Raw genomic sequence first — 21,179 nt, 5'->3', positions numbered from 1 at the left:
TGAGGCGTGGATAAGTCAAACTCAGATTTTCTTGCAAGGGCTGGGCGCGACTCCGGGGAAGTAGTAATAAAAGGATTGGTCAGCCCTTGACCGAACCCAGCAGCACGCCTTTGGCAAAATGCTTCTGCAGGAACGGATACACTATAAGAATCGGAATCGTGGAGATCACGATCACGGCCATTTTCACGGCCTGGTCGGGAGGCACGAAGTTCCCCTCAAGAGAAGAGGTATCCCCGAGGCTGGCACCTTGGGACAGCATAACAATCTGTCTCAGCAGCACCTGAATCGGCCACATTGTAGAATCATTAATGTAGAGTATGGAGCTGAAGTAAGTATTCCAGTGGCCTACGGCGTAGAACAGAGAGAACGTGGCCAGGGCCGGCAGGGATAAGGGAATGACAATCCTCACCAGAATGCCGGGATCGCTGGCCCCGTCAATTTTGGCCGATTCCTCCAGATCCGGCGGAAGCTGCTGAAAGAAGCTGCGGATGATAATCAGATTAAAAGCGCTGATGGCGCCGGGAAGCAGCAGCGACCAGTACGTATCCAGCATCCCCAGTTCCTTGACGACCAGGAACGTCGGGATCATCCCCCCGCTGAACAGCATGGTGAAGATTACCATAAGCTGTATCGGAGAGCGGAAATCCATATCTTTGCGGGATAACGGATAGGCCATCAGGCAAGTAAGCGTAATATTGATCAGGGTGCCCACCACGGTGATGAAGACGGTGACTCCCAAGCTTCGCAGCAGTGTGCTGGTCGAAAAGATGTAGTTGTACGCTTCCATTGAAAATTCTGTCGGGAAGAGAATAAACCCTTTTTCAAGCAGCTCCCGTTGGGTGGCAAATGAACCTGCAACGATATAAATGAACGGGATAATGGTGATGAGAGCGATCACCGCCAGCAGAATCACATTAAACGCATCAAACAGGCGGCTGCCCCACGATGTTTCTTTTACCACAATTCTACCTCCTTTCGCTGTTTTTCCTTAGAGAATTCCTTCCTCACCGAATCGCTTGGCCAGGAAGTTGGAGCCGAAGACCAGAACCAGCCCCACAACGGACTTGAACAATCCGACGGCGGTACTGTAGCTGTACTCCCCCTGGGAGATCCCGGTGGCATACACATAGGTGTCGAAGACTTCGCCTACTTCGCGGTTGAGCGGATTCAGCATCAGCCAGATTTGTTCAAATCCTGTATCCAGGAAATTTCCCAGCCGCAGGATAAGCAGAATAACGATGGTGGACCGGATGGCCGGCAGCGTGATATGCCATAACTGGCGCATGCGTCCAGCCCCGTCGATTCTGGCAGCCTCATACTGCTGTGTGTCCACTCCGGCAAGCGCGGCCAGGAAGATAATAGTTCCCCATCCTGTTTCCTTCCACATCACTTCCCCCGTAATGAACGTCCGGAACCAGCCGGGACTGAGCAGGAACTGGATTTTCTCGCCCCCCATGGACGCAATCGCTTCGTTAATCAGACCGCCCTCGGTAGTGAAGAACAGATAGGCAATCGAAACGATAACGACCCACGACATGAAATGAGGGATATAAACCATAGTCTGAATCCACTTCTTGTACGTCTGCGACCTCAGTTCATTAAGCAGCAGTGCCAGAATAATCGGCAGCGGAAAAAAGAATAAAATATTGTAAGCGGCCAGCACGAACGTATTCTTCAGCAGCCGCCAGAACAGCGGATCGCCGAAAAAACGGTCAAAATGCTTCATCCCCACCCATTCGCTGTCCACGAAGCCCAGAAAGGGCTGATAGTTTTTAAAAGCCAGCAGTACCCCATACATAGGGACATATTTGAAAATGATAAAATACAGCAGTCCGGGCAGCAGCATGATATACAGCCAGCGGTTGCGGACCAGACGCTTCAGCTTCTGCCTGCGGTACACATTTGTCATTGACGGCTTCGAAGCCGCTAATGGATTTCCCATGTTCCTTCCCCATTTCCAGCGTAACCCAAGGGTCAGTTGCCCAGATTCAGCACCTGATCCTTAAGCGCATTGAATTGCCCGGTAGAGCGGTTATAGATTTGATACCAGCCATTGTCATCCCATACGGAAAAAGCAAACTGTCCGGCGATGGCTTTGTTTGCAATCTGCCGGTATGAATCCAGAAGCGTGTCGGTGATGACTCCCCGGTGTTCATATCCGAACTCGCCCAGATATACCGGAATATCATGCACATCTGCAAACTCCCGCTTCACATCGTCCACACGCTTCAGATGATCCTCCAAATTCTGAAAATACGAATGATAAGTGCCTATCACATAGCGGTCCGCCCCCTGCCCCGGCAGGTCCTGCGGATTGCGGTAAGTATCATACAACCCCCAGCCGCTGTTATAGTTGTACCCGCCAAAGATCAGGTTCCGGTAGGCATGCGGCTGCTTGCCGTCTGCGGTGAAGCTGCGGATGGCCGCATATGCACGCTTATTCAATTCGATGACACTGGCTTTGGCCAGAGCGCCGGTATTCAGGCTCAGATGCGGCTCATTGAATAACTCGAACAGCAGCGTTTCAGGCTCATCCTTGAACAGATCGGCAATTCCCGTCCAGATCGTTTCCAGTCTCTGCATATTGGCTTCGAATGCAGGCTCGCCCAGCACCGATTCCATGGCCCATTCTTCATGATGCGTGTTGATGATCAGGATGATTTGCGGCTTGCCTTCGCTTTTCCGCTGGGGGTTCACATCCTTCAGCACATAATCCACCAGCCGCTTCACCGTTGCCACATTCGGAGCGGTGGCGGAGAAATGTCCAAGCTCATCCGCCGTTGAAGGATATTTGCTGCCCCGTCCGCCCCAGTTGACCGGCATCCGGATGTTGGTGTAGCCCGCCGCGATAAAAGCGTCCATGGCCGCCTTCACATCTTCGTAACTCTGGCTGTTCCAATTCCCTTCAAACGTATTGCCCAGATTGGTCCCTCTTCCCATGAGACTGACTATCTCCTTAGCCGTCGCCGGAGGGCTGACAGCGGTTTCTGCCGCATCCTCCGCCTTGACATTTCCTCCCCCCATGACCAGAGAAACCAATAGAATTGTACAGACAAACCATACGGATACAGACCTGGATTTTACAACCGATATCATAAAGGCAGCCTCCTAGGGATGTGATTCAATCTCATTATTCAAATTGGAAAGCGTATTCATTTTTTATCCGCACAGAGACGCTTTTCCTCTGTACATTGTTTGCGGGCAGCAGCTGCTTGCTCTGCCACCAATATAGATTACCTTTTCAATTGCCGTCTATAGTCATCTTAGTACCATCCTTCAACCCTTGCTGCGACGGGATTTCTGAGCCGTTGTTATTCATTCCAGACCCTCCGGTTGTCATTAGCGGATATCGCATTCTGCCGGGACTGCAATGAATCCGGGACGGAAGCACTTTGGTGCACACACAATAACCCCACAAAGTGGGGCCTTGGCTTCGATGATAACTCAGGTACTTTGCGGGGACCCCAAAAACATATAATCCTGAATTTCGAAAGTAAGTATCCACAAATCATCTAAAAAGCTCTACACGAAGGGATTTCTTGCTAAAAACAGCTTGCACCCAATGGGTGAAGGAAAAAGGAGGTTTATCCCTTGTCCGATCTGGATTTGTTCATTTCACTTTCGAAATTCAGGATAAATTCTTATCTTTCAAAAAAGACGCCTACCGGCGTCCTATATTAAGAATGCTGCCATTTCAGTGGGGAGGAGAAGAATCATTTCGCGCTGATTTCACCGTCCAGCCGGCTTCAGGCGAAATCAAGGGTACTTCTGCCTTTGATTCCACCAGCCAGCCGGCTTCGGGCGAAATCAAAGGCACTTCTGCCTCTGATTCCACCGTCCTGCCGGCTTTGGACGAAATCAAAGGTACTTATGCCTTTGATTCCACCAGCCAGCCGCCTTTGGACGAAATCAAAGGTACTTCTGCCTTTGATTCCACCAGCCAGCCGCCTTTGGACGAAATCCAAGGTACTTATGCCTCTGATTTCACCGTCCAGCCGGCTTCGGGCGAATTCAAAGGCACTTCTGCCTCTGATTTCACCTTCCTGCCGGCTTTGGACGAAATCAAAGGTACTTATGCCTCTGATTTCACCGTCCAGCCGGCTTCGGGCGAATTCAAAGGCACTTCTGCCTTTGATTCCACCGTCCTGCCGGCTTCTAGGAGAATCAAAGGTACTTCTGCCTCTGATTCCACCGTCCAGCCGGCTTCGGGCGAATTCAAAGGTACTTCTGCCTTTGATTCCACCGTCCTCCCCGCTGCAGCCAACGCAATCGCGCAGTTTGCTTGGCCGAAGTCCCGATCCATTCGTTCATTTACACCGCAGCCGTGAAATAACGGATAAGCTTCGCTTCCCCCAAAACCTATAAATTCTCATTCAAAAAACAGCCTGTCCGTAGACAAGCTGCCCGGTGCTTACGCTTTCAATTTCTTACTGAGAGCGGAGCGCAGTGATTTGCCTGGCAAGAAAAGACGGCGTATAGGGCATGTCCTTGCGCAGCCAAGCCACGATTGTGCCAATCAAGGCCGCTGATCCATACCAGATGGCAATTTCTCTTTGGATATTTGCTGCCGGGATGCCGGGGATGCTCTGCTTTTTCTCCAGCCTGCCCACAATGATTTCCGATAGCAGCTTGAACAAACGATCCGAAAAAACTGTAATTTGCCGTGTTGTGAGAATAACCTTGTAAAACCTCGAATTTTCCCCGATATGCTTGAGAAGGTTCTCCAGCAGCGGCCATTCTTCTTGGTCCTCCAGCCCCGAATAGTTGTTCAGCACCTGTTGAATGTCCTCGACCATTTCATCCGCCATTTTATCGAGCATATCCGGGATATCCCGGTAATGCAGATAAAAGGTGACGCGATTGATCTTCGCCCGCTCTGCGATGCGGTTGACCGAAATTTTCTCGATATCCATTTCCTCAAGCAGCTCAATAACGGCATTCCGAAGCAATTGGCGTGTGCGCAGCACCCGCGGATCTGTCCGATTCGTTGGATTATCCATCCCGCTCTCCTCCATTTTTTTGCTTTTGCCAAGTAAACTACAATTTTTAAATATTTGTAGTTTTTTAAATAGTAAAGCTACATTTAGCTGAAATCCGTAAACTAATATACACTTTTTCAGAAATCGTTGCTTGATTGCATGAAATTTTCATCTATAATCAACTTTATACATTGTAAACTATACAACACACTGTAAATTTAGTCCATGATCGGCGATTTGAAAGGATGGAGTGAAGTGAGTAAAGAGACAGAAGCAGCAAGCAGTTCCGTGAAAAAGGGGCCCATCTTATTCATTATGATTTTGGGCGCCTTTCTTGCGACACTGAATCAGACGGTAATGAGTGTGGCTGTGCCGGAATTAATGCATGATTTTAATATCTCGGCTGCAACGGCCCAGTGGCTGACCACAGGCTATATGCTTGTTAACGGCGTGCTGATTCCGATTACGGCATATTTGATGCAGCGGTTTACGACGCGTGAGCTTTTCCAGGCTTCCATGTTCATATTTATGGCCGGAACGATTGTATCCGCCGTGGCGACGAACTTCCCGGTGCTGCTGACCGGGCGCATGATTCAGGCCGCCGGCGGCGGGATTATTATGCCGCTGCTCACCAATGTCATTTTAACCCTTTTTCCCCGCGAGAAGCGGGGAGCAGCCATGGGTATGGTCGGGTTGGCCATTATTTTCGCACCTGCGATTGGACCGACTCTGGCCGGATATATTTTGGAGCATTACACATGGGAAGCTATGTTTTACGGCATGATCCCGCTCACTGCCATTGTGATTATCTGCGGATTTGTTTATTTGAGAAATGTTTCGGAACGCTCGTTCCCCAAAATCGATCTCATCAGTGTCACCTTGTCCACTGTCGGCTTCGGCACCTTGCTGTATGGCTTCAGCCGGGCGGCAAGCGCAGGCTGGTCCGGCGCAGAGGTCATTGCATCGCTGGCTGCCGGTGTCGTTTCCCTGGGCCTGTTCACTTGGAAGCAGCTGGCTGCCGCAACCCCGCTGCTTGATCTGCGGGTCTTCAAATACAATATGTTCTCCTTAACAACCATTATCAGTATCGCGGTTACCATCATCATGTATGCAGATATGATGCTGCTGCCTCTGTATCTGCAGAATGCCCGCGGCTATACTGCCATGGAGTCCGGCTTGCTGCTGCTTCCCGGCGCGCTTATCATGGGACTGCTCATGCCGGTTACCGGCAAGCTCTTCGACCGGTTCGGGGCGAAATGGCTGGCTGTTATCGGTCTGCTGATTACAATTGCCACGACCCTAAGCTTTGTGAACCTGACGGATTCGACCAGTTACATGTATCTGGTGTTCATGTCAACCGGCCGGCGGATCGGGATGGCGCTGCTCCTCATGCCTATCCAGACCCTGGGCCTCAATCAATTGCCTTCCAAGCTTAATGCACATGGCACGGCAATCTCCAATACCATTAGACAAGTAGCCGGTGCAGTGGGTACCTCCCTGCTCGTCACCGTAATGACCAGCCGTACCACAACCCATCTGATGGATATGACGGCAGGAGGGGCCGCCCAGAACTCGACACAGGAGCAGCTGATTACAGCAGCTTCCATCCAGGGCATCAATGATGCCTATCTCGTGATCGTAGGCATCGGCGTCATCGGCTTGCTCCTCGCCTTCTTTATCAAGCGTGTGGGGCAGTCCTCCGGGCAGGAGCCCGAAGTGCAGCTGAAAAAGGCAGTGGCCAAAGAAGTCTGAGAGGTATCATTATGCAAAGAGATCAACGATAGCTGCCGTTGGTCTCTTTTTGCTGTGCCCACAGCAATTCCTTGCCCAGCCCGGCTTTTTCTCTGCGGTGTAAATAGGAATGCCGCGCCAGCGGGTCCATCCCGTTTGCCGAGAGAGCGGATACACCAAAATACCTATCCTGCCCGGCCTTGCGGTTCTATTTTCATAAGCTTGACTGGGTTGGCGCCATCTTAATTGATACTTATGATTCATTCTTTAGATTTCATCTAATATATTTGGTTAATTGAACCGTAATATTTCCCATGTCCATTTTCACTGCGACTGAAGTAATTAATGTTTGGGAGGTAATAAATAAGAGATGGCGGTTAAAGAATATGAAGAATTTATAGGGAAGCGTTTGTTAGCTAACATTTATCAGGCGAATGGAACTTTATTGATATCGCAAGGAACCGTTCTCCTCGAAAGCCATATTGAGAAGCTCGCCAATTTCCAAATTAAGACCGGCGCCATTCAAGCTGTGGAAGCAGAACCATCAGAGTCCCCACTGTATTCCAACGACAACGCAATTCAGACTGAGAAGTCTCTATCCGAAATTAATACATACATTCAGACCAGCGGTGTTGTCCCGATTGCCGACATAGAAGATAAGGTCCTCCCCTTCATCAGGAAAACCGCACAGCGGTATAATTTGTTCCAGGTATTTTCCGAATTGCAGCACCAGGGGGACTTCCGGTACGAGCAGAGCCTCGGTGCAGCGGTCATTGCCACATCTCTTGGAGAGCGTTTGCAATTGGAGCAGGAAGAATTGGCTTTGCTCACAACTGCGGCGACGCTGTATGATATCGGCACAGTTAAGCTTCCATCCTCCCTAATCCAAAAGCCCGGAAAATTAGACACCCAAGAATTCAAGCTGCTGAAGAAGCACACGGTTTATGGCTACGAGCTCCTTAAAAATTCCGACATTGATCACCGGGTTGCCCTCGTAGCTCTGCAGCATCACGAGCGGGAGGACGGCAGCGGCTATCCAAGGGGCCTTAAGGGGGGCCAGCTTGACCGGTTAAGCAAAATTGTGGCTCTTGCCGACGTGTATATGGCCTTGATTTCGGATCGCCCCCACAGGCCGGCGTTTACCTTCTTTGAGACGGTTGAAGAAATTCACAGACAAATAATTCTTCACCGGTTCGACCCTGTTATCGGTCTGACCTTTCTGGATATGATGCTGTCCAGACAAGTCGGCTGTGATGTCATTTTATCGGATGACCGTAAAGGGAAGATTCTCCTGACCAACGTCAACCATCCCACCAAGCCGCTGATTGTCTTGGATAATCGCGAATTTCTGGATCTCAGAACGGCGGGGGCTGTTATCATTAAGAAAGTCATTGGATGAGGAGGATGTCCCGATGCTTGAGCTTGCACTTAATCAACCGTTAAAAGCAATTCTGCCCATTAAAGAAGAATACCTGATACAAGATGTTTGGTTCTTAATGGAGATTGATACTTCAGGAAACAACCAATATTCAACCGTAAAACTCATTAATATCTTACGCCGCAACGGCTTGCGCACAATCGGGGATGTATTGAATTCAGAAGCGAGACACATTCAGCTCATGAAAGGCATCGGAGAAAAATCCTTTTTACTGCTGCTGGAGCTGCTGAAGGCCATTTCCAAAAAAAAGCCGCTTGAGCCGTGAAGTATCCCTGACACCGGTTTCTTTTCGGGAAAGGCGGCTGGTTTGCGGCAGTGAGTTCTCAACGTTTAGCTGCGTCTATCTGTAAACTGAAGAATACTTCAGCTGTTCCCCGCGCCAGCTCCCTAATAACCCGGCAGCCACGAGGCTGCCGGGTCTTCATATCCGGGCGGTCGTTTCCAGCGGGGGTCTAAGCTTCCGCCGCCAGCTCAACATCTTACATGCCTGCGTTTGAAGCCAACCTGCCCTTTGCCGGCTGCCTTTTGAATATTTTCGCTGGCGTTCAGAAATTTGCTCTTTGCCTTGTCCTTATTGACCTCTACCGGGCCTACATTCCGTGCGGTCTCACACGCCTGATCATGAAGAGGCAAATAGGATACCGCCACGGTGTATAAAAAGTTGTTCATCGCATATTGGGTGCGTTCCGGAGAAGCATGAATCGTATGCTCCACATTCTCAAGCATCCCGGCAATTTTGCTTTCGGCAAATTCATCGTCCGGCCGGCTGCCGAGCAGCCAGCAGTAGCAGCTCCAGCCTGCCGGCATTCTCTGCTCTTCCCCGCTCGCGATCCATTTATCGGCCACCTCCGCATCCATCCACCGGTCATAACCGGCTTCCGTCATGGCATTGGGACCCGGCAATGATGCCGGCAAAATACATGGCGTCGTAATTCCCGGTGGCATACAGCTGTTCCGCCAGGGGCTGATTGATTTTGGTTTTCTTGAAGATCGGCTTCATTGCCCCTGTCGCCACGCCAAAAAAGCGGTTCATGCGCGCCATTCGCGCTGTACATTTTCCTGGTTCGTTCCTTGCCGAGCGCTTCAAGCTCCTGCATGACCATCTCTGCATTCATTATTTAACACTTCCTTTGTCTGAAGTATTCTCCTCAAAGTTATCTTTCCTTTTCTTATATTGTTTATTTGCCTTAAGCGCAAAATAAAGCCCCCCAGAATGCCTCTCTCTAAATCCCATCAATTCCGGTATGCAGCGAATAGACCCCTAACAGCAGCTTCACCAGCGTGCTTTTGCCGGAACCGCTTCTGCCTACAACCGCTACTCTTGCTTCTGCCTGAATTTCAAAAGAGATGTCAAGCTCATTAATTGCCCCCAACTGAGTGAACATCATTTCATAATATTTCATAAATACCAGCAGGCTTCCGATCGTCATCTCCCCGTGCAGAATAAATAATCCGCCTATGAAGTACATATTCATCCGGGTAATGAAGAGATCCTTGAATTTCTGAAGTACTCGAACTTTTTGAGGTAATGGACACAGCGCGATGTCATTTTTCAGTTAGCCAAACTTGACGAGCAACGGTTTCAGCAGCGCCTTCCCTTGAATTTGGCTTCCTGCCGTTATTAAATTTCTTCTCTATATCCCTAGCAAATTTCCAGCCCTCGTCAGCTAAATGCTTTCTCATAAAAAATCCGCCAAACCCATTTATCCATGCTGCAAAAGCCAACAGCCGGGATGGAAAATCCGCTCCAATCGTACAACTGAATTCGCAAGAGCTGTTATCAATAGGCGTGACCTTCATTTCCCATGGCACTCCAACAATGGCTGGTATCCATCGCCATATATATGCTTCTGTCCTGTCAGAATAGAAACGCAAATGTTCCTCTGTGTGCTCCTTTAATTGATAGTGCTGAACAATCATCTCATTCCCCATATTTTCCACATTAACCATATAGAATTCACCGTCTTCAAAATAACTGCCCATTGCCTTGTGAGCTTTTGAAAAGGATTCATATTCAGCTGGAGTCATCTCAGTTACCCATTTGTACAAATCCACATCTTTAACTGCAAGCTGCAATTTAAATTTCTTTGTCATTCTCATGTTCATTATCCTTCTTTCCTGTAATTTTTCTTATGAGTCCATCGTGCCAATTCATAATCATCTGATAATATTCTTTGCCGAACATCAACGTCGCATGCTCATATGCACCCATCTCGTGAACGTGCTTCTCTTCTATCAAGGCAAGCTTGTTATATTCACTGGCGACAGTGGCTTGAAAGCTGGCAATCAATCGGACAGCCTCAAGATCATCAAGATATTTATAGAAGAACAGCTTATTCAAATACTCATAATTAAAAGGGGAAAAGGTACATGGTGTTTTTAACCATTCAATAAAATCACTCTTCCCTTTTTCTGTGATGCCGTAAGATTTTTTGAATCTGCCTTCCTCTACCACTTCTTCATACCTGATAAGCTCCCCCTTCTCCATTTTTTTCAGCATAGGATATATGCTTCCGAAGCTGGCATCAATAAAGTTGGAAGTACTTAACATCATCTTCTGCTTGATTTCATATCCTGTCATATCCTTTTCACTGAGAAAACCCAGTATTACATAAATCAGCATAAAATCCATCCCTTCTTCCTGTCTTTCCCGGCACAGTGAATGCTCCTTCTGAAATCAAAGGATATATTACAATGTAGCCAAGTCATATGTCCAATCGATATATATCGTTTCGATATATATAATGTATAGGTTGACAAAGGATTTGTCAAGAACAAAACGGCTATGCCGTCCTTGACCGGGCAGCGCAGCTGTTTGCATTTCAGATGTAAGGCCGGCTGCGGTACCCGGGCTCTCCGGTTTCCCTGGCCGGCTGAAGCTCTTCCTCCCCGATCCCTCAGACCTTCCTGCTGAGATCCGGCGGCTAAGCCCAAGTGGAAAAGGTAAACTTATTCCCACATTCCCTTTTTTGCTTGCGTTAGCGGGAAAAAGGATCCCTACCGATCCGTTTCGCCCCCTTAAGGGGATACGCCTAATTTAAGATGAACTTGAAACACATTCATAAAAAGGGCAGCCATTTTAGTGGTAAAAAGTACAACTAAAGCAGCGCATTCGGCTCCTGAATCATCCCTAGTGGGAAAAAGTACAACTAATCCGGCTGAAATCAGCCATTTGGAGGGAGCGGGCTACTATTAAGTGTACAAAATCCCACTAAAGCCCGTTAAAGCCCGAATTCCAGCCTATTAGTGTTACTTTTTACACTTCGCTTTAGTTCCCTATGAACCTCCTTGCGTTCCATCAGCATTTTCAGGTACGCCAGTTCAATTCATATACATTCAATTACCTTTTTACTAAATTACCTTTTTGGCTCAACACCAAAATCAGCGGTTGACGATGTGAATGAAGTCCGCTGCGGGTTCAGAGGGTTCTTCCGGCCGCTGCTAAAGCCCGGTTTCCTGAATAGAATAAGACTACTGGTTGAAACCGGTCTTTAAAGGCGGACACTATCGTTTCTCCGGAATTCCTCTGGCCCTCCGCTATGTCCGCACTTAGTGCCGGCCCCTAATTTTTAGATGGAGCCGACTTTTTTTCACGATTCCTTTAAGAGTTTTCCGTCCGTGTAATTGTACTAATTCTTACGAATTCCACTTCATTCACTTCATTCACTCCATTCCACTTCACGTCCCTGCCCAGTAGCGGCCCCGGTTGGACCCGCTATATCCCCGCTTCCTCCTGCAAAGCATAGAACCCTCAGATTCTGCACCATTCAGCACAATTAGGACGCATTATAATTTTGCCCTAACTTCATACCTGCCTTATCCACAATTATTGAGAAGCATAATTTCCTGAACGATAAAAAAAATCCAAAAGGATATTATCCCTTTAGATTTCTTAAAGTAAGCTGCAATTTTAAATATTTCTACCGCTTCACCTTAAAAAACTCATGATACAGCTTCATGAGTGCTCTTTTCTCTATCCGCGATACATAGCTCCGGCTGATGCCCAGCTCCTTGGCAATCTCCCGCTGCGTCCGCTCTTCCCCGCCTGTATCTAAGCTGAAACGCCCGACTACTACTTCCTTCTCCCGGTCATCCAATATATCAAGATTACGATAAATCTTGCTTTTCTCGATTTTAAGGTCAACTTCTTTAATCACATCATCGGCCTCGGAGCCGAGAATATCAATCAGTGTTATTTCGTTGCCCTCTTTATCCGTACCTATCGGATCGTGGAGGGACACATCCTTGCGGGTCTTCTTCAGAGAACGGAGATGCATCAAAATTTCATTTTCTATATAACGAGCCGCGAAAGTCGCCAGTTTGGTGCCTTTGTTCGGGCGGTAGCTCTCAATCGCCTTGATCAGGCCGATGGTGCCGATGGAGATCAGGTCCTCCATGTCTTCGCCGGTGTTGTCGAATTTTTTGAGGTGTGGACACGATGCGATGTCAAAAAAATAAACCAATTACAATCGTTTCCGATTTGAATTGGTTATTTTTACGTTTTGTATTTAATCTGTAATTGTTTATCGATTATTTTGACCCATTCAGGTAATTCATTTAAATAATATTTTATCCCGCTTTTATCTGCTTCAAAAATAAACTCCCCATCAGCTTTACTATTATCAACAACAATTAATTGATCAATCAGGTCTAAGTGAGATACCAGATTATCCAAACTCGTTACATTTCGTCTAATGATATCCTCAGTCTCAATATGATGACCACCATTCTTCACTCGCAAAGCAACACGTTCAATGTTTAGCCGAACATCCCCTAGACCCACATAAAACATAATGATTTCAAAGCCCTGTTCCTTTGCATCTTTCATCTGCCTTATAACGTTACCACCGGCTAAAGTAGTTTCCACGGTGAAGCCCCATTTATTTCGGATGCATTCCCTGGCTATTCTTATGGCTTCTTTCCCAGCGGATACTTTACTCTTTTCAGGATGTCCATTATTGATTTTGCGGGCTAGTGCATCCGGATCAATATTTACACTTACTCCAAGCCTGTCAACGATCAGGTTGCGGATTGGCTCTTACCACTTCCATTATTACCGGCAAACACAAACATCGTTGCCTTTGTCTCATTCATGGATGAAATCCTGTTCATTCATTTTTTCGATCTTACCCGTACTGTATTCTCTAACAATTTGCCCCTCATTTGTCTTATATACAATATATGTTCCATTTGCTTTAGCATCCAACTTCGCCCGGTCACCCGTTAACCGGATCAATTTAGCAAGGTCCTTCGTAAGATTCATCATTACAGGAACACCTCATTTTCCACTTATAGTTCGAGTATACCACAGTACAGTACTTTTTATATCTGCCTAAAGCTATACGCATAATTCAGCGATCAATGAGTTTTAAAAAAAACTTAAAAGTTCTAAGATAATCTTAAAAATAATTTCTTACATCTTTCTTCTTACAATACACGACACTTCAAAAAAACAAGCATTGCGTCATCTCAAATTGAGAGAACAATGCTTGAATCGAGCTTTATTGCTTTATGGGATACACAAATTGTTCCCCTATCTACTTTATATTGATCCAGTATGAATAGTACTTTCCTTAAGTTACATATTTAGGTGAAAATCCTCTTCATTTGTCTTTAACGAATACATATTTCCATCCACTTGTATCCGCCCAGTATTATTTTCTATTGCATTTGAGGTATCATAGAGCAATTGACCGTCTTGTGAATATTTGAACTCAGCCAATAACCGGTACAGATCTTTGTCTCTCGCTTGTCCTTTAAAGTAGCGCTCCAAAATGTATGCAACAAAGTCATTTTCATTTTTAATTACTGTGTTCGTTAAAGATACCACGATAGAATCATAAGAACCAATCAGTCGTACTTTTTTACTTTTCTTTAACACATCAATAATCAGATCTTCCGTCCATTCCAGATTGTTTTCCAGAGCAGGTAGATGAGCTGAATCCAGCAATTGTTTACTTAAAATATAGTGCTGCCCACTCTGATGTGCAGTTTGCAGATTATATTCCACCCAGTCCAGCAACTCCAAGAAGACGCCATTTCTTCCAGGGGATCATTTACTGCTGCTACAGGTATCCAGCGCTGTGCTGAGGGATTCTGCCCATATATAACCCATGCGGGTTTCCGTTTGGTTGAGTTCCTGCCATTTCGGGCAAACCGGAAACGTACTCCTTGCCCGCCCCATGCACCTAGTGCCTCCTTTAATTCCCAACCGCCAATAACCCATAATGTTCCACCAAATGGCCGTTTATCTACCAGATCATAGTCCAGCTGCTTCAACAGTTTGGCAATTTCAACAACTTCAGTAGCTTGTTCATTTGAGACTGTTTGCTGTATAGGGCCTTCTGCTTCAATACTTCTCACTGGGGCTGTAGTAGTACGAGCATCAGCCATTCTCAGAAGCGTCTCCTCAAGTAAGCGGAATTTCTCATCCAATGAAGGAAGAAGCCGCGATTCCAACTGATCAGAAATCGCCTTCTCGACTATTTCAGCATTGAACACTGGCAGAGTTGCGGATTAAACGATTTCAGGGGTATTTGATATTTTGGCAATTCAGTAGCCAATGAGCCGTATAGCTCAACGTACCAACACGCCAGCTCAAAAACATGCCTATGCGCAGTCAATGCTATGTCAGCATGTATCTGTCTGCTATCATGAGCATCCGTGTTACCATTCCAGCGCAGCCATTCAAATTTCTCACGTATTTCCTCAGATAACAGGCCTTCGCGGACAAGCTTATGCAGACGGTCAACCTGTTTAGTGGAAAACACTGGTTCTAATTTTTCTTGTATGGATATTGTTGTTGCCAATAACTCGCCAAACAGTCTGCCTTGAATAAGTGCGCTTCTCGAATTTTCCCATATGCTGTTCTCCAACTGCTCCGCCACGGACATCAGCTCCGGATGAAGCTCTTTAGAAACTCGAAATTTGATCGTTCCATAGCCGTTCTCCTTAATAGCGGAAATTTCCCGCAGATGTCGCACTTATAGCTTCAGCCTGTTTCAGCACCATATCAATAGCAAGCTGTTCGAGATCGGGCGGATAACCGTATTTTTTAGTAATCGTTTAATTGTAACTTTCATCTGAGCGCATACATTCTGCCTCAATGTCCCAGCAATCATACCCATGCTCTCCCCACGTTGAACGGCCTGATTTACATCCTTGGCCATTTGAATGAGTTTTTCGATTATTTGTGTCGCTTCAATTGCCAGCTACCCAGTTGGCAAAACTTCTTGTCTCAGCCACAGACCATTTCACAACTGAATCTTCGCATGAATCCCCTGCTCCTCTAACATATGCAAAAGTACCCGGCCATCGATTAATTCAATGGGCTTGTCTTTGGCAAAACTTCTGGCATCAGGCCCATACGATGATGTGGTAACCAAAATACCCTTCGATGCATTCTCGTTCATCATGGTACCGTATAAGTCTCGGACTGCAGCAACCTCTACGGTATTTTTATATCTTTTTGCCTGAATAACATATTTCCCACCAAATACAGGGCGCGGGTCAAAAGCAATGACATCTACTCCACCATCTCGGCTAGAGCGTGTCAGTTTAGACTCAAGACCCATTTTCGAAAACAAGTTACATACCAAATGTTCAAAATCAAAAGGGTCCATCTCCAAAAGGTTGGTTCGTGTATCAAGAGTAGCTATCATATCTCTTTCATTTACAAATCGTTTATCGTACATGACAAGATCGACAATTGGTTTGACTGGGGTAAGCTCAGTTACTGAAGGGGAGAACTGGGCTTTAAGACCTTTTACACATGCAAGAATCTCCACTCTGGCGAGATCGAACTTCATGAATTCGTCTTTCCGGGTCTGAATGGTCAATATGCACGGCCGGATGTCAAGCCCTGTACTTAAGTCCACTGTGGATACTACTCCATTAAACACGACAGAATCCAAATGGTTCCCTTGGTCAGCTTCAAAAAGCTCATGGAGTGTACGGAGTGCTATTGAAGCTACAAGTATAGAGTACATCTCATTCAATTCCTTGGGTTTAAAAGGAATGCCTTTAATCTCATCCCGGCTCTGTGTATACTTATATTCCTTATTCTTTGGTACAGCCGTCACATCCGGTAATTCATACTCTACTAATAATTCTTTGCTCTCTTCCAAATAGAATAAATCAAAGGTTTGCGGGAAAATGTCACTGTAATTGGATCGTTCCAGAACCAAAGTGCTATAAGATTCAATGGCCTCTTTGTCTTTATTGAAATAGCTAGTTTTAAAATCATCAATGGAGCTATTATGAGATGCTATTTCCTCTAGGTATAAACGCTTTGCCTCGTCATATTCTGCTCTTGCAGTGCTGAGGTATATTTCATTTTCCTTAATCAGCCGGAAGTGGCTTAACGTAGGGGACAACGAACTCAGGATATTCATCCTTCTTATAAAGTGATTCGAATGAAATCATGTCATCCACACCGATCGTTTCACTTATAATTGTCTTAAATTCATTCAGCCGGTAAAGAATTTCTTCATTATAATCATTCGTTTCTTCTTTACGTCCTTCTATGTATAGCACCTTTTGTTCTTTTACATATGCATTTTGCTCACGGATGGATTGTTTAATCGCACGCTCATTCTCACGTTCATATTGCCGCTGTAGCCTTAGATGCCTTTCCTGCTCACGAATAGCGGCATTTCTTGATCTTTCAGCTGCACGTTGCACTTTCGCAGTTTCTTTAATCATTTTATTAACTGTACTTCCAAAACTCCGAGCCACCTTTACCCCTCCAAATTACGTAATAACAGGATTTGTTTATCCAAATTATAACACCAGATTTCAAATGTTCTACATGGAAACCCTACTTTTTACATAATTCTTTTGAACTATACGTCTAAATTTCGACAACAAAAAGAGTCTGTCAAAAGACAGACCCGATACGCTCACCGCTTCACCTTATAAAACTCATGATACAGCTTCATGAGCGCTCTTTTCTCTATACGCGACACATAGCTCCGGCTGATGCCCAGCTCCTTGGCAATCTCCCGCTGCGTCCGCTCTTCCCCGCCTGTATCTAAGCCGAAGCGCCCGACTACTACTTCCTTCTCCCGGTCATCCAGGATGTCGAGGTTGCGGTAGATTTTGCTCTTCTCGATTTTCAGATCGACTTCCTTGATCACATCGTCGGCCTCGGAGCCGAGAATATCAATCAGTGTTATTTCGTTGCCCTCTTTATCCGTACCTATCGGATCGTGGAGGGACACATCCTTGCGGGTCTTCTTCAGAGAACGGAGATGCATCAAAATTTCATTTTCTATACAACGAGCCGCGAAAGTCGCCAGTTTGGTGCCTTTGTTCGGGCGGTAGCTCTCAATCGCCTTGATCAGGCCGATGGTGCCGATGGAGATCAGGTCCTCCATGTCTTCGCCGGTGTTGTCGAATTTTTTGACGATATGGGCAACGAGCCGCAGGTTATGCTCAATCAGCAAGTTCCGTGCTTTGGCATCTCCCTCGGCCATCATCCCTAAGTATTTGCTTTCATCCTGCTCCGAGAGCGGTTGGGGAAAAGCGTTGTTCCTTACGTAGGATACCAGCAGTGTCAGTTCTTTGATCAGCAGCGCGATTGTACTTATTATTCCCGGCAACTTGGCGACACCTCCCGCACATGTACAATGAAACCGGTCAGTAGTGAGAACTGCGGGTTCATGGTCATTTTATTGTATGTGGGTAAGTGCCCAGAAGTGCATGTACTCGGGAAATAGGTACGGGCTGAGGAACGCTCATTCCTTAAAGCGGGCCTCAGGCGCTTCCGGCTGCATGACAGGCCAGACGCCGTATGTGGACGGAGGCTGGACCCGGGTGTAATCCCAAACGGGTACCCGGCCATGAATACATCATTCAGCCTGCAGAAGGCCGTCCCCGGTCCGCTCAATTCGCGGACCGGGGACGGCCTATACGTTCATTTGTCAGTGATGATCGAGAAATGCCAACAGGGCGTCTACCCGGCCGGTGCTTGAGCCAACGAGGGATTCGCCCTGGAGCAGTGGCGCAGCCGTATTTTGCAGATGATGAAAACCAATATACCGGCAGTAAGGCAATGGATTATTGTAGAAATAGAAACCAATGTATTTGGCCTGTTGGCCAATGCTCCGCAGCTTGCCGACCGTCAGAAGGAGCTGGAGCCGTATTTTGCTGTCCTGGAAACCGGTGTCTGCAGCAATGAAGAAGTCCTGAGCTTATCCGTCGGAGTCGGGCATATTCATAAAGGATTTGAGGGCTTGCAGCAGTCCTATATGGATGCGATGCGATGAAGGCCATGTGACGCACCTCTCCGTTCCAGAAGGAACGAATCCATTATTCAGGGAGCGAGGAATCGGAAACGGCGGCAACGCTGCTGGGAACGGTCCTTAATGATAACGTGCCCGGAGGAATAAGTGATATTGAGCTGAAGGAGCTTTTTTTACAGCTATTTGTAATCGGGTCTCAAGTTCTGAAGCATAAAGACGCCACCTTGTCCGAAGCCGTATACCGGGATTATATCCGGGTGATCCTGTCGGATGCGGCTTTGTCAATGGATGGGGCAACGGAGTTCATCACCCGTTTCTTTACTGCAATTATGGATGCCGTGAATCCGGAGGCCAACCGGCAGGAGTATCTCATCTATAAAGAATTTATCGATACGCATTATCATGAGGACATTCATCTCGAGCCGCTGGCCGACAAGTTCCATACGACCTCCAATTACATGTCCCGGTTGCTCAAAAAGAGCTGGGGCGTCCGTTTCACCAGTATTTACAAGAACTGCGGATTGGAAAGGCGAAAGAACTGCTGGCCCGGTCGGGCATGCCGATTCAGGACATCTGGGCTTCGGTCGGGTTCAATAACCGGAATTCCTTTATCCGGGCGTTCAGAAAGCTGGAAGGAATCTCTCCGACCGATTACCGCAGCCAATATACTCAACCGGCAGCTCCTGCAAAACTCCCTTAACAGCTCTTTTAACGATTCGCTTCCTGTTATAAATCCGACCTGTGCAAACAAAGATGACTCCCAGCCATTATCTGCGGGCAGAGAAGTCATCCTTGCTGCTCTATCTATTCTTATTCAGCACAAAAGCCCGCTGCCTTAGTCCCGGGCGAAGGGGCTGCTCCATTCCCGGCGCTGCCGCTCTCTTCTATACAAGCCCGTCAAAATAACCCCACAAAGTGGGGCCTTGGCTTCAATGATTACTCAGGTACTTTGCGAGGACCCAAAAACATACATCTTAAAAAAACGGCTGCACCGCCCATTTCGGGGGTACAGCCGTGATGCGCTGCGGGATATGCCTTTAGCAGTTCCCCTTGTTTCCAAGTCCTGCATTCAGGAGATAATTCCGGTATTCCTCCGGAGTGTCAATATCCTTCGGGCCAGGACCAGCCACCGGAAAGTAATGGATCTGCTCCGCATATTTGCGCAGCAGCCCCTTGGCCCCATTGTCTCCGGACAGCTCCAGCAGCTCCGGGAACAGCCCGGCATGGAATAATACCGGATGCGCCGGCCGGTCATCATAGCGGGCTTGGACAATCAGCGCGCCGGTCTGCCTGAACCGTCCGGCAACGCCCCTGATGGCTTCGCTCTGCACTTCAGGCTGATCTCCCAGGAGAACCATCAGCGCCTGCGGAGAATACAGGGACATTAATTCCTGCAGACCGGCCGCAAGCGAAGCGCCCAGGCCCGACTCCGAACGGCCGGTTGTAATGAAATGGACGGGCAGCTCCTCCAGATGGGCACGCTGAACCGGACCGTTCTGCGCCGCGACCACCGCTACGCGGCAAGAATCGGCGGCAAGGCTCCGCCTCACCACCTGCTGCAGCAGGCTTCCTTCCGCCGCCGGCAGCAGTTGCTTCGGCTGCCCCATCCTCCGTGAAGCACCGGCAGCAAGGACAAGCGCCCAGATCTCATTTGCCATGTTGGCCTCCATGGGCAACCAGCTTGTCCCGGGCGGAGATTGGAAGTGGAAGCCCCTTCCGATCTCGCAGCGGTCCGCCGGATTTGCCGTTGCGCAATGCGGTGGCCTCAGCAATAATGCTCATGGCGATTTCCTGCGGAGTTTCGGCACCGATATCCAGTCCGGCCGGGGAATACAGCTTGCCCAGCAAGGTACGGTCAAAGCTGTGATGCTCCGCTTCAATACCTTCAAGAATACGCTCCAGCCTGTAGCGGGAACCCACCAATCCAATATAAGCCGCATCCTCAGGCAGCAGTCTCCGTACTGCCTCGCGGTCCAGCTCCAGATTATGGGTCAGAATCACCACATATTTGCCTGCTGCATCAGCCTGCTCAAAAGCCAGCCGGGGAATAATCCGGATTTCATCGGCATCCGTGAAGCGCTCCCTGCTGACTTTATCTGTTAAATGATAAAGGATGGTCACGCGCCACTGCAGCATTTTAGCCATGCTGCAGAGCACTCTGGCATCTTCACCGGCTCCGATAATAACCATCTCGGGACGCGGGGTAATGCGTTCAACCAGCAGCTCCAGCCGGACGCCATTAACCCTTCTTTCGGCCATTCCGGCTTTCCGGACTTCACCGGGCTTCTCGGAAAGAGTGCCGCCGCTTAATGTCAGGCGGGTACCGGGAGGGTAGACGCTGCTGTCTGTTGAGGACAATACCGTAGCCGTTTCATAGGCATTCCGTGTTAGCAGGCGGCTTCGCAGGTCTTCCAGAATCCTCTCCGCCTGCCCGGGAAAACGGCTGGGAGCATAAGGCTCCAGCCAGACGGTAATGGCTCCGTTGCAGCCAATGCCGGTTCCCCAGACATCATCTTCCCCTGCCCGGAAATCATAGAATACCCGGCAGGGCTCTCCCGACTCCAGCACCCCGGCCGCATGCCCGCGGAGATCCTCTTCAATGCAGCCTCCACTGAGAATTCCCGTAACTTCCCCGTCCGGCATGATCAGGCACCTTGCCCCTTCCCGGCGGTAGGCAGAGCCATCCACCTTCACAATGACAGCCATTACACATTCCCTGCCCTGAAGCCGGCAGTCCAGCAATACCTGCAGCAGCTCTTCCACATCCACTCACCTCCACAGCATATT

22 protein-coding genes and 3 pseudogenes are annotated in these 21,179 nt (G+C 48.0%); 6 read left to right on the top strand and 19 right to left on the bottom strand.

The genetic code is table 11. From position 1 onward, the window contains the following. Positions 1–79 precede the first annotated feature (79 nt). The 3 genes from HYD27_RS25150 to HYD27_RS25140 form a co-directional block, all read right to left on the bottom strand. Positions 80–961, bottom strand: coding sequence for a carbohydrate ABC transporter permease (locus HYD27_RS25150; protein WP_219219766.1), 882 nt, complete (start codon positions 959–961; stop codon positions 80–82). Positions 962–988: 27 nt separating this feature from the next. Further along, entirely contained in the window at positions 989–1,909 is a 921-nt protein-coding gene (locus HYD27_RS25145) for an ABC transporter permease (protein WP_304623812.1), read from the bottom strand. A gap of 65 nt (positions 1,910–1,974) precedes the next feature. Further along, positions 1,975–3,096, bottom strand: coding sequence for a glycoside hydrolase family 5 protein (locus HYD27_RS25140; RefSeq protein WP_219219761.1), 1,122 nt, complete (start codon positions 3,094–3,096; stop codon positions 1,975–1,977). A 587-nt stretch (positions 3,097–3,683) separates the two neighbouring features. On the opposite strand from HYD27_RS25140, the gene HYD27_RS25135 reads away from it, so the two are divergent. Beyond that, positions 3,684–4,328: a hypothetical protein gene (locus tag HYD27_RS25135; protein WP_219219759.1), complete on the top strand. Its 645-nt coding sequence runs from the start codon at positions 3,684–3,686 to the stop codon at positions 4,326–4,328. 99 nt (positions 4,329–4,427) lie between these two features. Here the strand turns inward: HYD27_RS25135 and HYD27_RS25130 are convergent, their stop codons facing one another. Beyond that, complete coding sequence (locus HYD27_RS25130; protein ID WP_219219757.1) at positions 4,428–5,000, bottom strand: TetR/AcrR family transcriptional regulator; 573 nt, start codon at positions 4,998–5,000, stop codon at positions 4,428–4,430. A 294-nt stretch (positions 5,001–5,294) separates the two neighbouring features. On the opposite strand from HYD27_RS25130, the gene HYD27_RS25125 reads away from it, so the two are divergent. The 3 genes from HYD27_RS25125 to HYD27_RS25115 all read left to right on the top strand — a co-directional run bounded on the left by HYD27_RS25125 (position 5,295) and on the right by HYD27_RS25115 (position 8,413). Continuing rightward, complete coding sequence (locus tag HYD27_RS25125) at positions 5,295–6,731, top strand: DHA2 family efflux MFS transporter permease subunit (RefSeq protein WP_375373942.1); 1,437 nt, start codon at positions 5,295–5,297, stop codon at positions 6,729–6,731. A gap of 349 nt (positions 6,732–7,080) precedes the next feature. Then, complete coding sequence (locus tag HYD27_RS25120) at positions 7,081–8,109, top strand: HD-GYP domain-containing protein (protein ID WP_219219753.1); 1,029 nt, start codon at positions 7,081–7,083, stop codon at positions 8,107–8,109. Between the two features lie 13 nt (positions 8,110–8,122). Next, positions 8,123–8,413, top strand: coding sequence for a hypothetical protein (locus HYD27_RS25115; RefSeq protein WP_219219751.1), 291 nt, complete (start codon positions 8,123–8,125; stop codon positions 8,411–8,413). A 206-nt stretch (positions 8,414–8,619) separates the two neighbouring features. On the opposite strand, the pseudogene HYD27_RS25110 reads toward HYD27_RS25115, so the two are convergent. The 13 genes and pseudogenes from HYD27_RS25110 to sigK (HYD27_RS25050) form a co-directional block, all read right to left on the bottom strand. Further along, positions 8,620–9,263 (bottom strand): annotated as a pseudogene (locus HYD27_RS25110) (DNA alkylation repair protein). A 108-nt stretch (positions 9,264–9,371) separates the two neighbouring features. Next, on the bottom strand, positions 9,372–9,623 hold the full coding sequence (locus HYD27_RS32560; RefSeq protein WP_219219749.1) for an ATP-binding cassette domain-containing protein: 252 nt from the start codon (positions 9,621–9,623) through the stop codon (positions 9,372–9,374). A 70-nt stretch (positions 9,624–9,693) separates the two neighbouring features. Then, the gene (locus HYD27_RS25100) at positions 9,694–10,248 is read right to left on the bottom strand and encodes a hypothetical protein (protein WP_228745320.1); all 555 of its coding nucleotides are present in this window, start codon (positions 10,246–10,248) and stop codon (positions 9,694–9,696) included. Beyond that, positions 10,226–10,780, bottom strand: coding sequence for a PadR family transcriptional regulator (locus tag HYD27_RS25095; RefSeq protein WP_228745319.1), 555 nt, complete (start codon positions 10,778–10,780; stop codon positions 10,226–10,228). The genes HYD27_RS25100 and HYD27_RS25095 overlap by 23 nt, the downstream gene beginning before the upstream one ends. A 1,288-nt stretch (positions 10,781–12,068) precedes the next feature. Further along, positions 12,069–12,575 (bottom strand): annotated as a pseudogene (sigK, locus tag HYD27_RS25090) (RNA polymerase sporulation sigma factor SigK); the annotation flags it as partial. Positions 12,576–12,643: 68 nt separating this feature from the next. Next, a pseudogene (locus HYD27_RS25085) lies at positions 12,644–13,242 on the bottom strand (ATPase). After that, entirely contained in the window at positions 13,235–13,414 is a 180-nt protein-coding gene (locus HYD27_RS25080; protein ID WP_219219808.1) for a hypothetical protein, read from the bottom strand. Before HYD27_RS25080 ends, HYD27_RS25085 begins: the two are co-directional and overlap by 8 nt. Before the next feature lie 312 nt (positions 13,415–13,726). Next, positions 13,727–14,176 (bottom strand): hypothetical protein, encoded by a 450-nt coding sequence (locus tag HYD27_RS25075; RefSeq protein ID WP_219219746.1) that lies wholly within the window; start codon positions 14,174–14,176, stop codon positions 13,727–13,729. Beyond that, positions 14,107–14,541, bottom strand: a complete 435-nt coding sequence (locus tag HYD27_RS25070; protein WP_219219744.1) for a hypothetical protein — start codon at positions 14,539–14,541, stop codon at positions 14,107–14,109. The genes HYD27_RS25075 and HYD27_RS25070 overlap by 70 nt, the downstream gene beginning before the upstream one ends. Positions 14,542–14,630: 89 nt before the next feature. After that, positions 14,631–15,131, bottom strand: coding sequence for a DUF4145 domain-containing protein (locus HYD27_RS25065; protein WP_219219742.1), 501 nt, complete (start codon positions 15,129–15,131; stop codon positions 14,631–14,633). Between the two features lie 270 nt (positions 15,132–15,401). Beyond that, positions 15,402–16,541 carry a restriction endonuclease gene (locus HYD27_RS25060; protein ID WP_219219739.1) on the bottom strand — a complete coding sequence of 380 codons (1,140 nt, stop codon included), beginning with the start codon at positions 16,539–16,541 and terminating at the stop codon, positions 15,402–15,404. After that, entirely contained in the window at positions 16,489–16,884 is a 396-nt protein-coding gene (locus HYD27_RS25055) for a hypothetical protein (protein WP_219219737.1), read from the bottom strand. The genes HYD27_RS25060 and HYD27_RS25055 overlap by 53 nt, the downstream gene beginning before the upstream one ends. Before the next feature lie 164 nt (positions 16,885–17,048). Then, positions 17,049–17,750: an RNA polymerase sporulation sigma factor SigK gene (gene sigK, locus HYD27_RS25050; RefSeq protein ID WP_036691086.1), complete on the bottom strand. Its 702-nt coding sequence runs from the start codon at positions 17,748–17,750 to the stop codon at positions 17,049–17,051. A 420-nt stretch (positions 17,751–18,170) separates the two neighbouring features. Between sigK (HYD27_RS25050) and HYD27_RS25045 the strand changes: the two genes are divergently transcribed. After that, on the top strand, positions 18,171–18,416 hold the full coding sequence (locus tag HYD27_RS25045) for a hypothetical protein (protein WP_219219734.1): 246 nt from the start codon (positions 18,171–18,173) through the stop codon (positions 18,414–18,416). 233 nt (positions 18,417–18,649) lie between these two features. Next, the gene (locus tag HYD27_RS33085; protein WP_228745317.1) at positions 18,650–19,231 is read left to right on the top strand and encodes a hypothetical protein; all 582 of its coding nucleotides are present in this window, start codon (positions 18,650–18,652) and stop codon (positions 19,229–19,231) included. A 198-nt stretch (positions 19,232–19,429) separates the two neighbouring features. On the opposite strand, the gene HYD27_RS25035 is transcribed toward HYD27_RS33085, so the two are convergent. Next, positions 19,430–20,050: a nucleotidyltransferase family protein gene (locus tag HYD27_RS25035; protein WP_219219732.1), complete on the bottom strand. Its 621-nt coding sequence runs from the start codon at positions 20,048–20,050 to the stop codon at positions 19,430–19,432. After that, on the bottom strand, positions 20,040–21,155 hold the full coding sequence (locus HYD27_RS25030) for an XdhC family protein (protein ID WP_219219730.1): 1,116 nt from the start codon (positions 21,153–21,155) through the stop codon (positions 20,040–20,042). Before HYD27_RS25030 ends, HYD27_RS25035 begins: the two co-directional genes overlap by 11 nt. Positions 21,156–21,179: the final 24 nt, after the last annotated feature.

It is taken from the genome of Paenibacillus sp. S150 (genome assembly GCF_019352175.1).
GTDB lineage: Bacteria > Bacillota > Bacilli > Paenibacillales > Paenibacillaceae > Paenibacillus_AQ.
This window is presented reverse-complemented; position numbering and strand designations above follow the sequence as displayed.

Coding starts and splice junctions, on each gene's coding strand:
- HYD27_RS25145 (WP_304623812.1), bottom strand. CDS start 1,909: ATGACAAATGTGTACCGCAGGCAGAAGCTGAAGCGTCTGGTCCGCAAC.
- HYD27_RS25140 (WP_219219761.1), bottom strand. CDS start 3,096: ATGATATCGGTTGTAAAATCCAGGTCTGTATCCGTATGGTTTGTCTGT.
- HYD27_RS25135 (WP_219219759.1), top strand. CDS start 3,684: ATGCTGCCATTTCAGTGGGGAGGAGAAGAATCATTTCGCGCTGATTTC.
- HYD27_RS25130 (WP_219219757.1), bottom strand. CDS start 5,000: ATGGATAATCCAACGAATCGGACAGATCCGCGGGTGCTGCGCACACGC.
- HYD27_RS25125 (WP_375373942.1), top strand. CDS start 5,295: ATGATTTTGGGCGCCTTTCTTGCGACACTGAATCAGACGGTAATGAGT.
- HYD27_RS25120 (WP_219219753.1), top strand. CDS start 7,081: ATGGCGGTTAAAGAATATGAAGAATTTATAGGGAAGCGTTTGTTAGCT.
- HYD27_RS25115 (WP_219219751.1), top strand. CDS start 8,123: ATGCTTGAGCTTGCACTTAATCAACCGTTAAAAGCAATTCTGCCCATT.
- HYD27_RS32560 (WP_219219749.1), bottom strand. CDS start 9,623: ATGAATATGTACTTCATAGGCGGATTATTTATTCTGCACGGGGAGATG.
- HYD27_RS25100 (WP_228745320.1), bottom strand. CDS start 10,248: ATGAGAATGACAAAGAAATTTAAATTGCAGCTTGCAGTTAAAGATGTG.
- HYD27_RS25095 (WP_228745319.1), bottom strand. CDS start 10,780: ATGGATTTTATGCTGATTTATGTAATACTGGGTTTTCTCAGTGAAAAG.
- HYD27_RS25080 (WP_219219808.1), bottom strand. CDS start 13,414: ATGATGAATCTTACGAAGGACCTTGCTAAATTGATCCGGTTAACGGGT.
- HYD27_RS25070 (WP_219219744.1), bottom strand. CDS start 14,541: ATGGCTGATGCTCGTACTACTACAGCCCCAGTGAGAAGTATTGAAGCA.
- HYD27_RS25060 (WP_219219739.1), bottom strand. CDS start 16,541: ATGAATATCCTGAGTTCGTTGTCCCCTACGTTAAGCCACTTCCGGCTG.
- HYD27_RS25045 (WP_219219734.1), top strand. CDS start 18,171: ATGATGAAAACCAATATACCGGCAGTAAGGCAATGGATTATTGTAGAA.
- HYD27_RS25035 (WP_219219732.1), bottom strand. CDS start 20,050: ATGGCAAATGAGATCTGGGCGCTTGTCCTTGCTGCCGGTGCTTCACGG.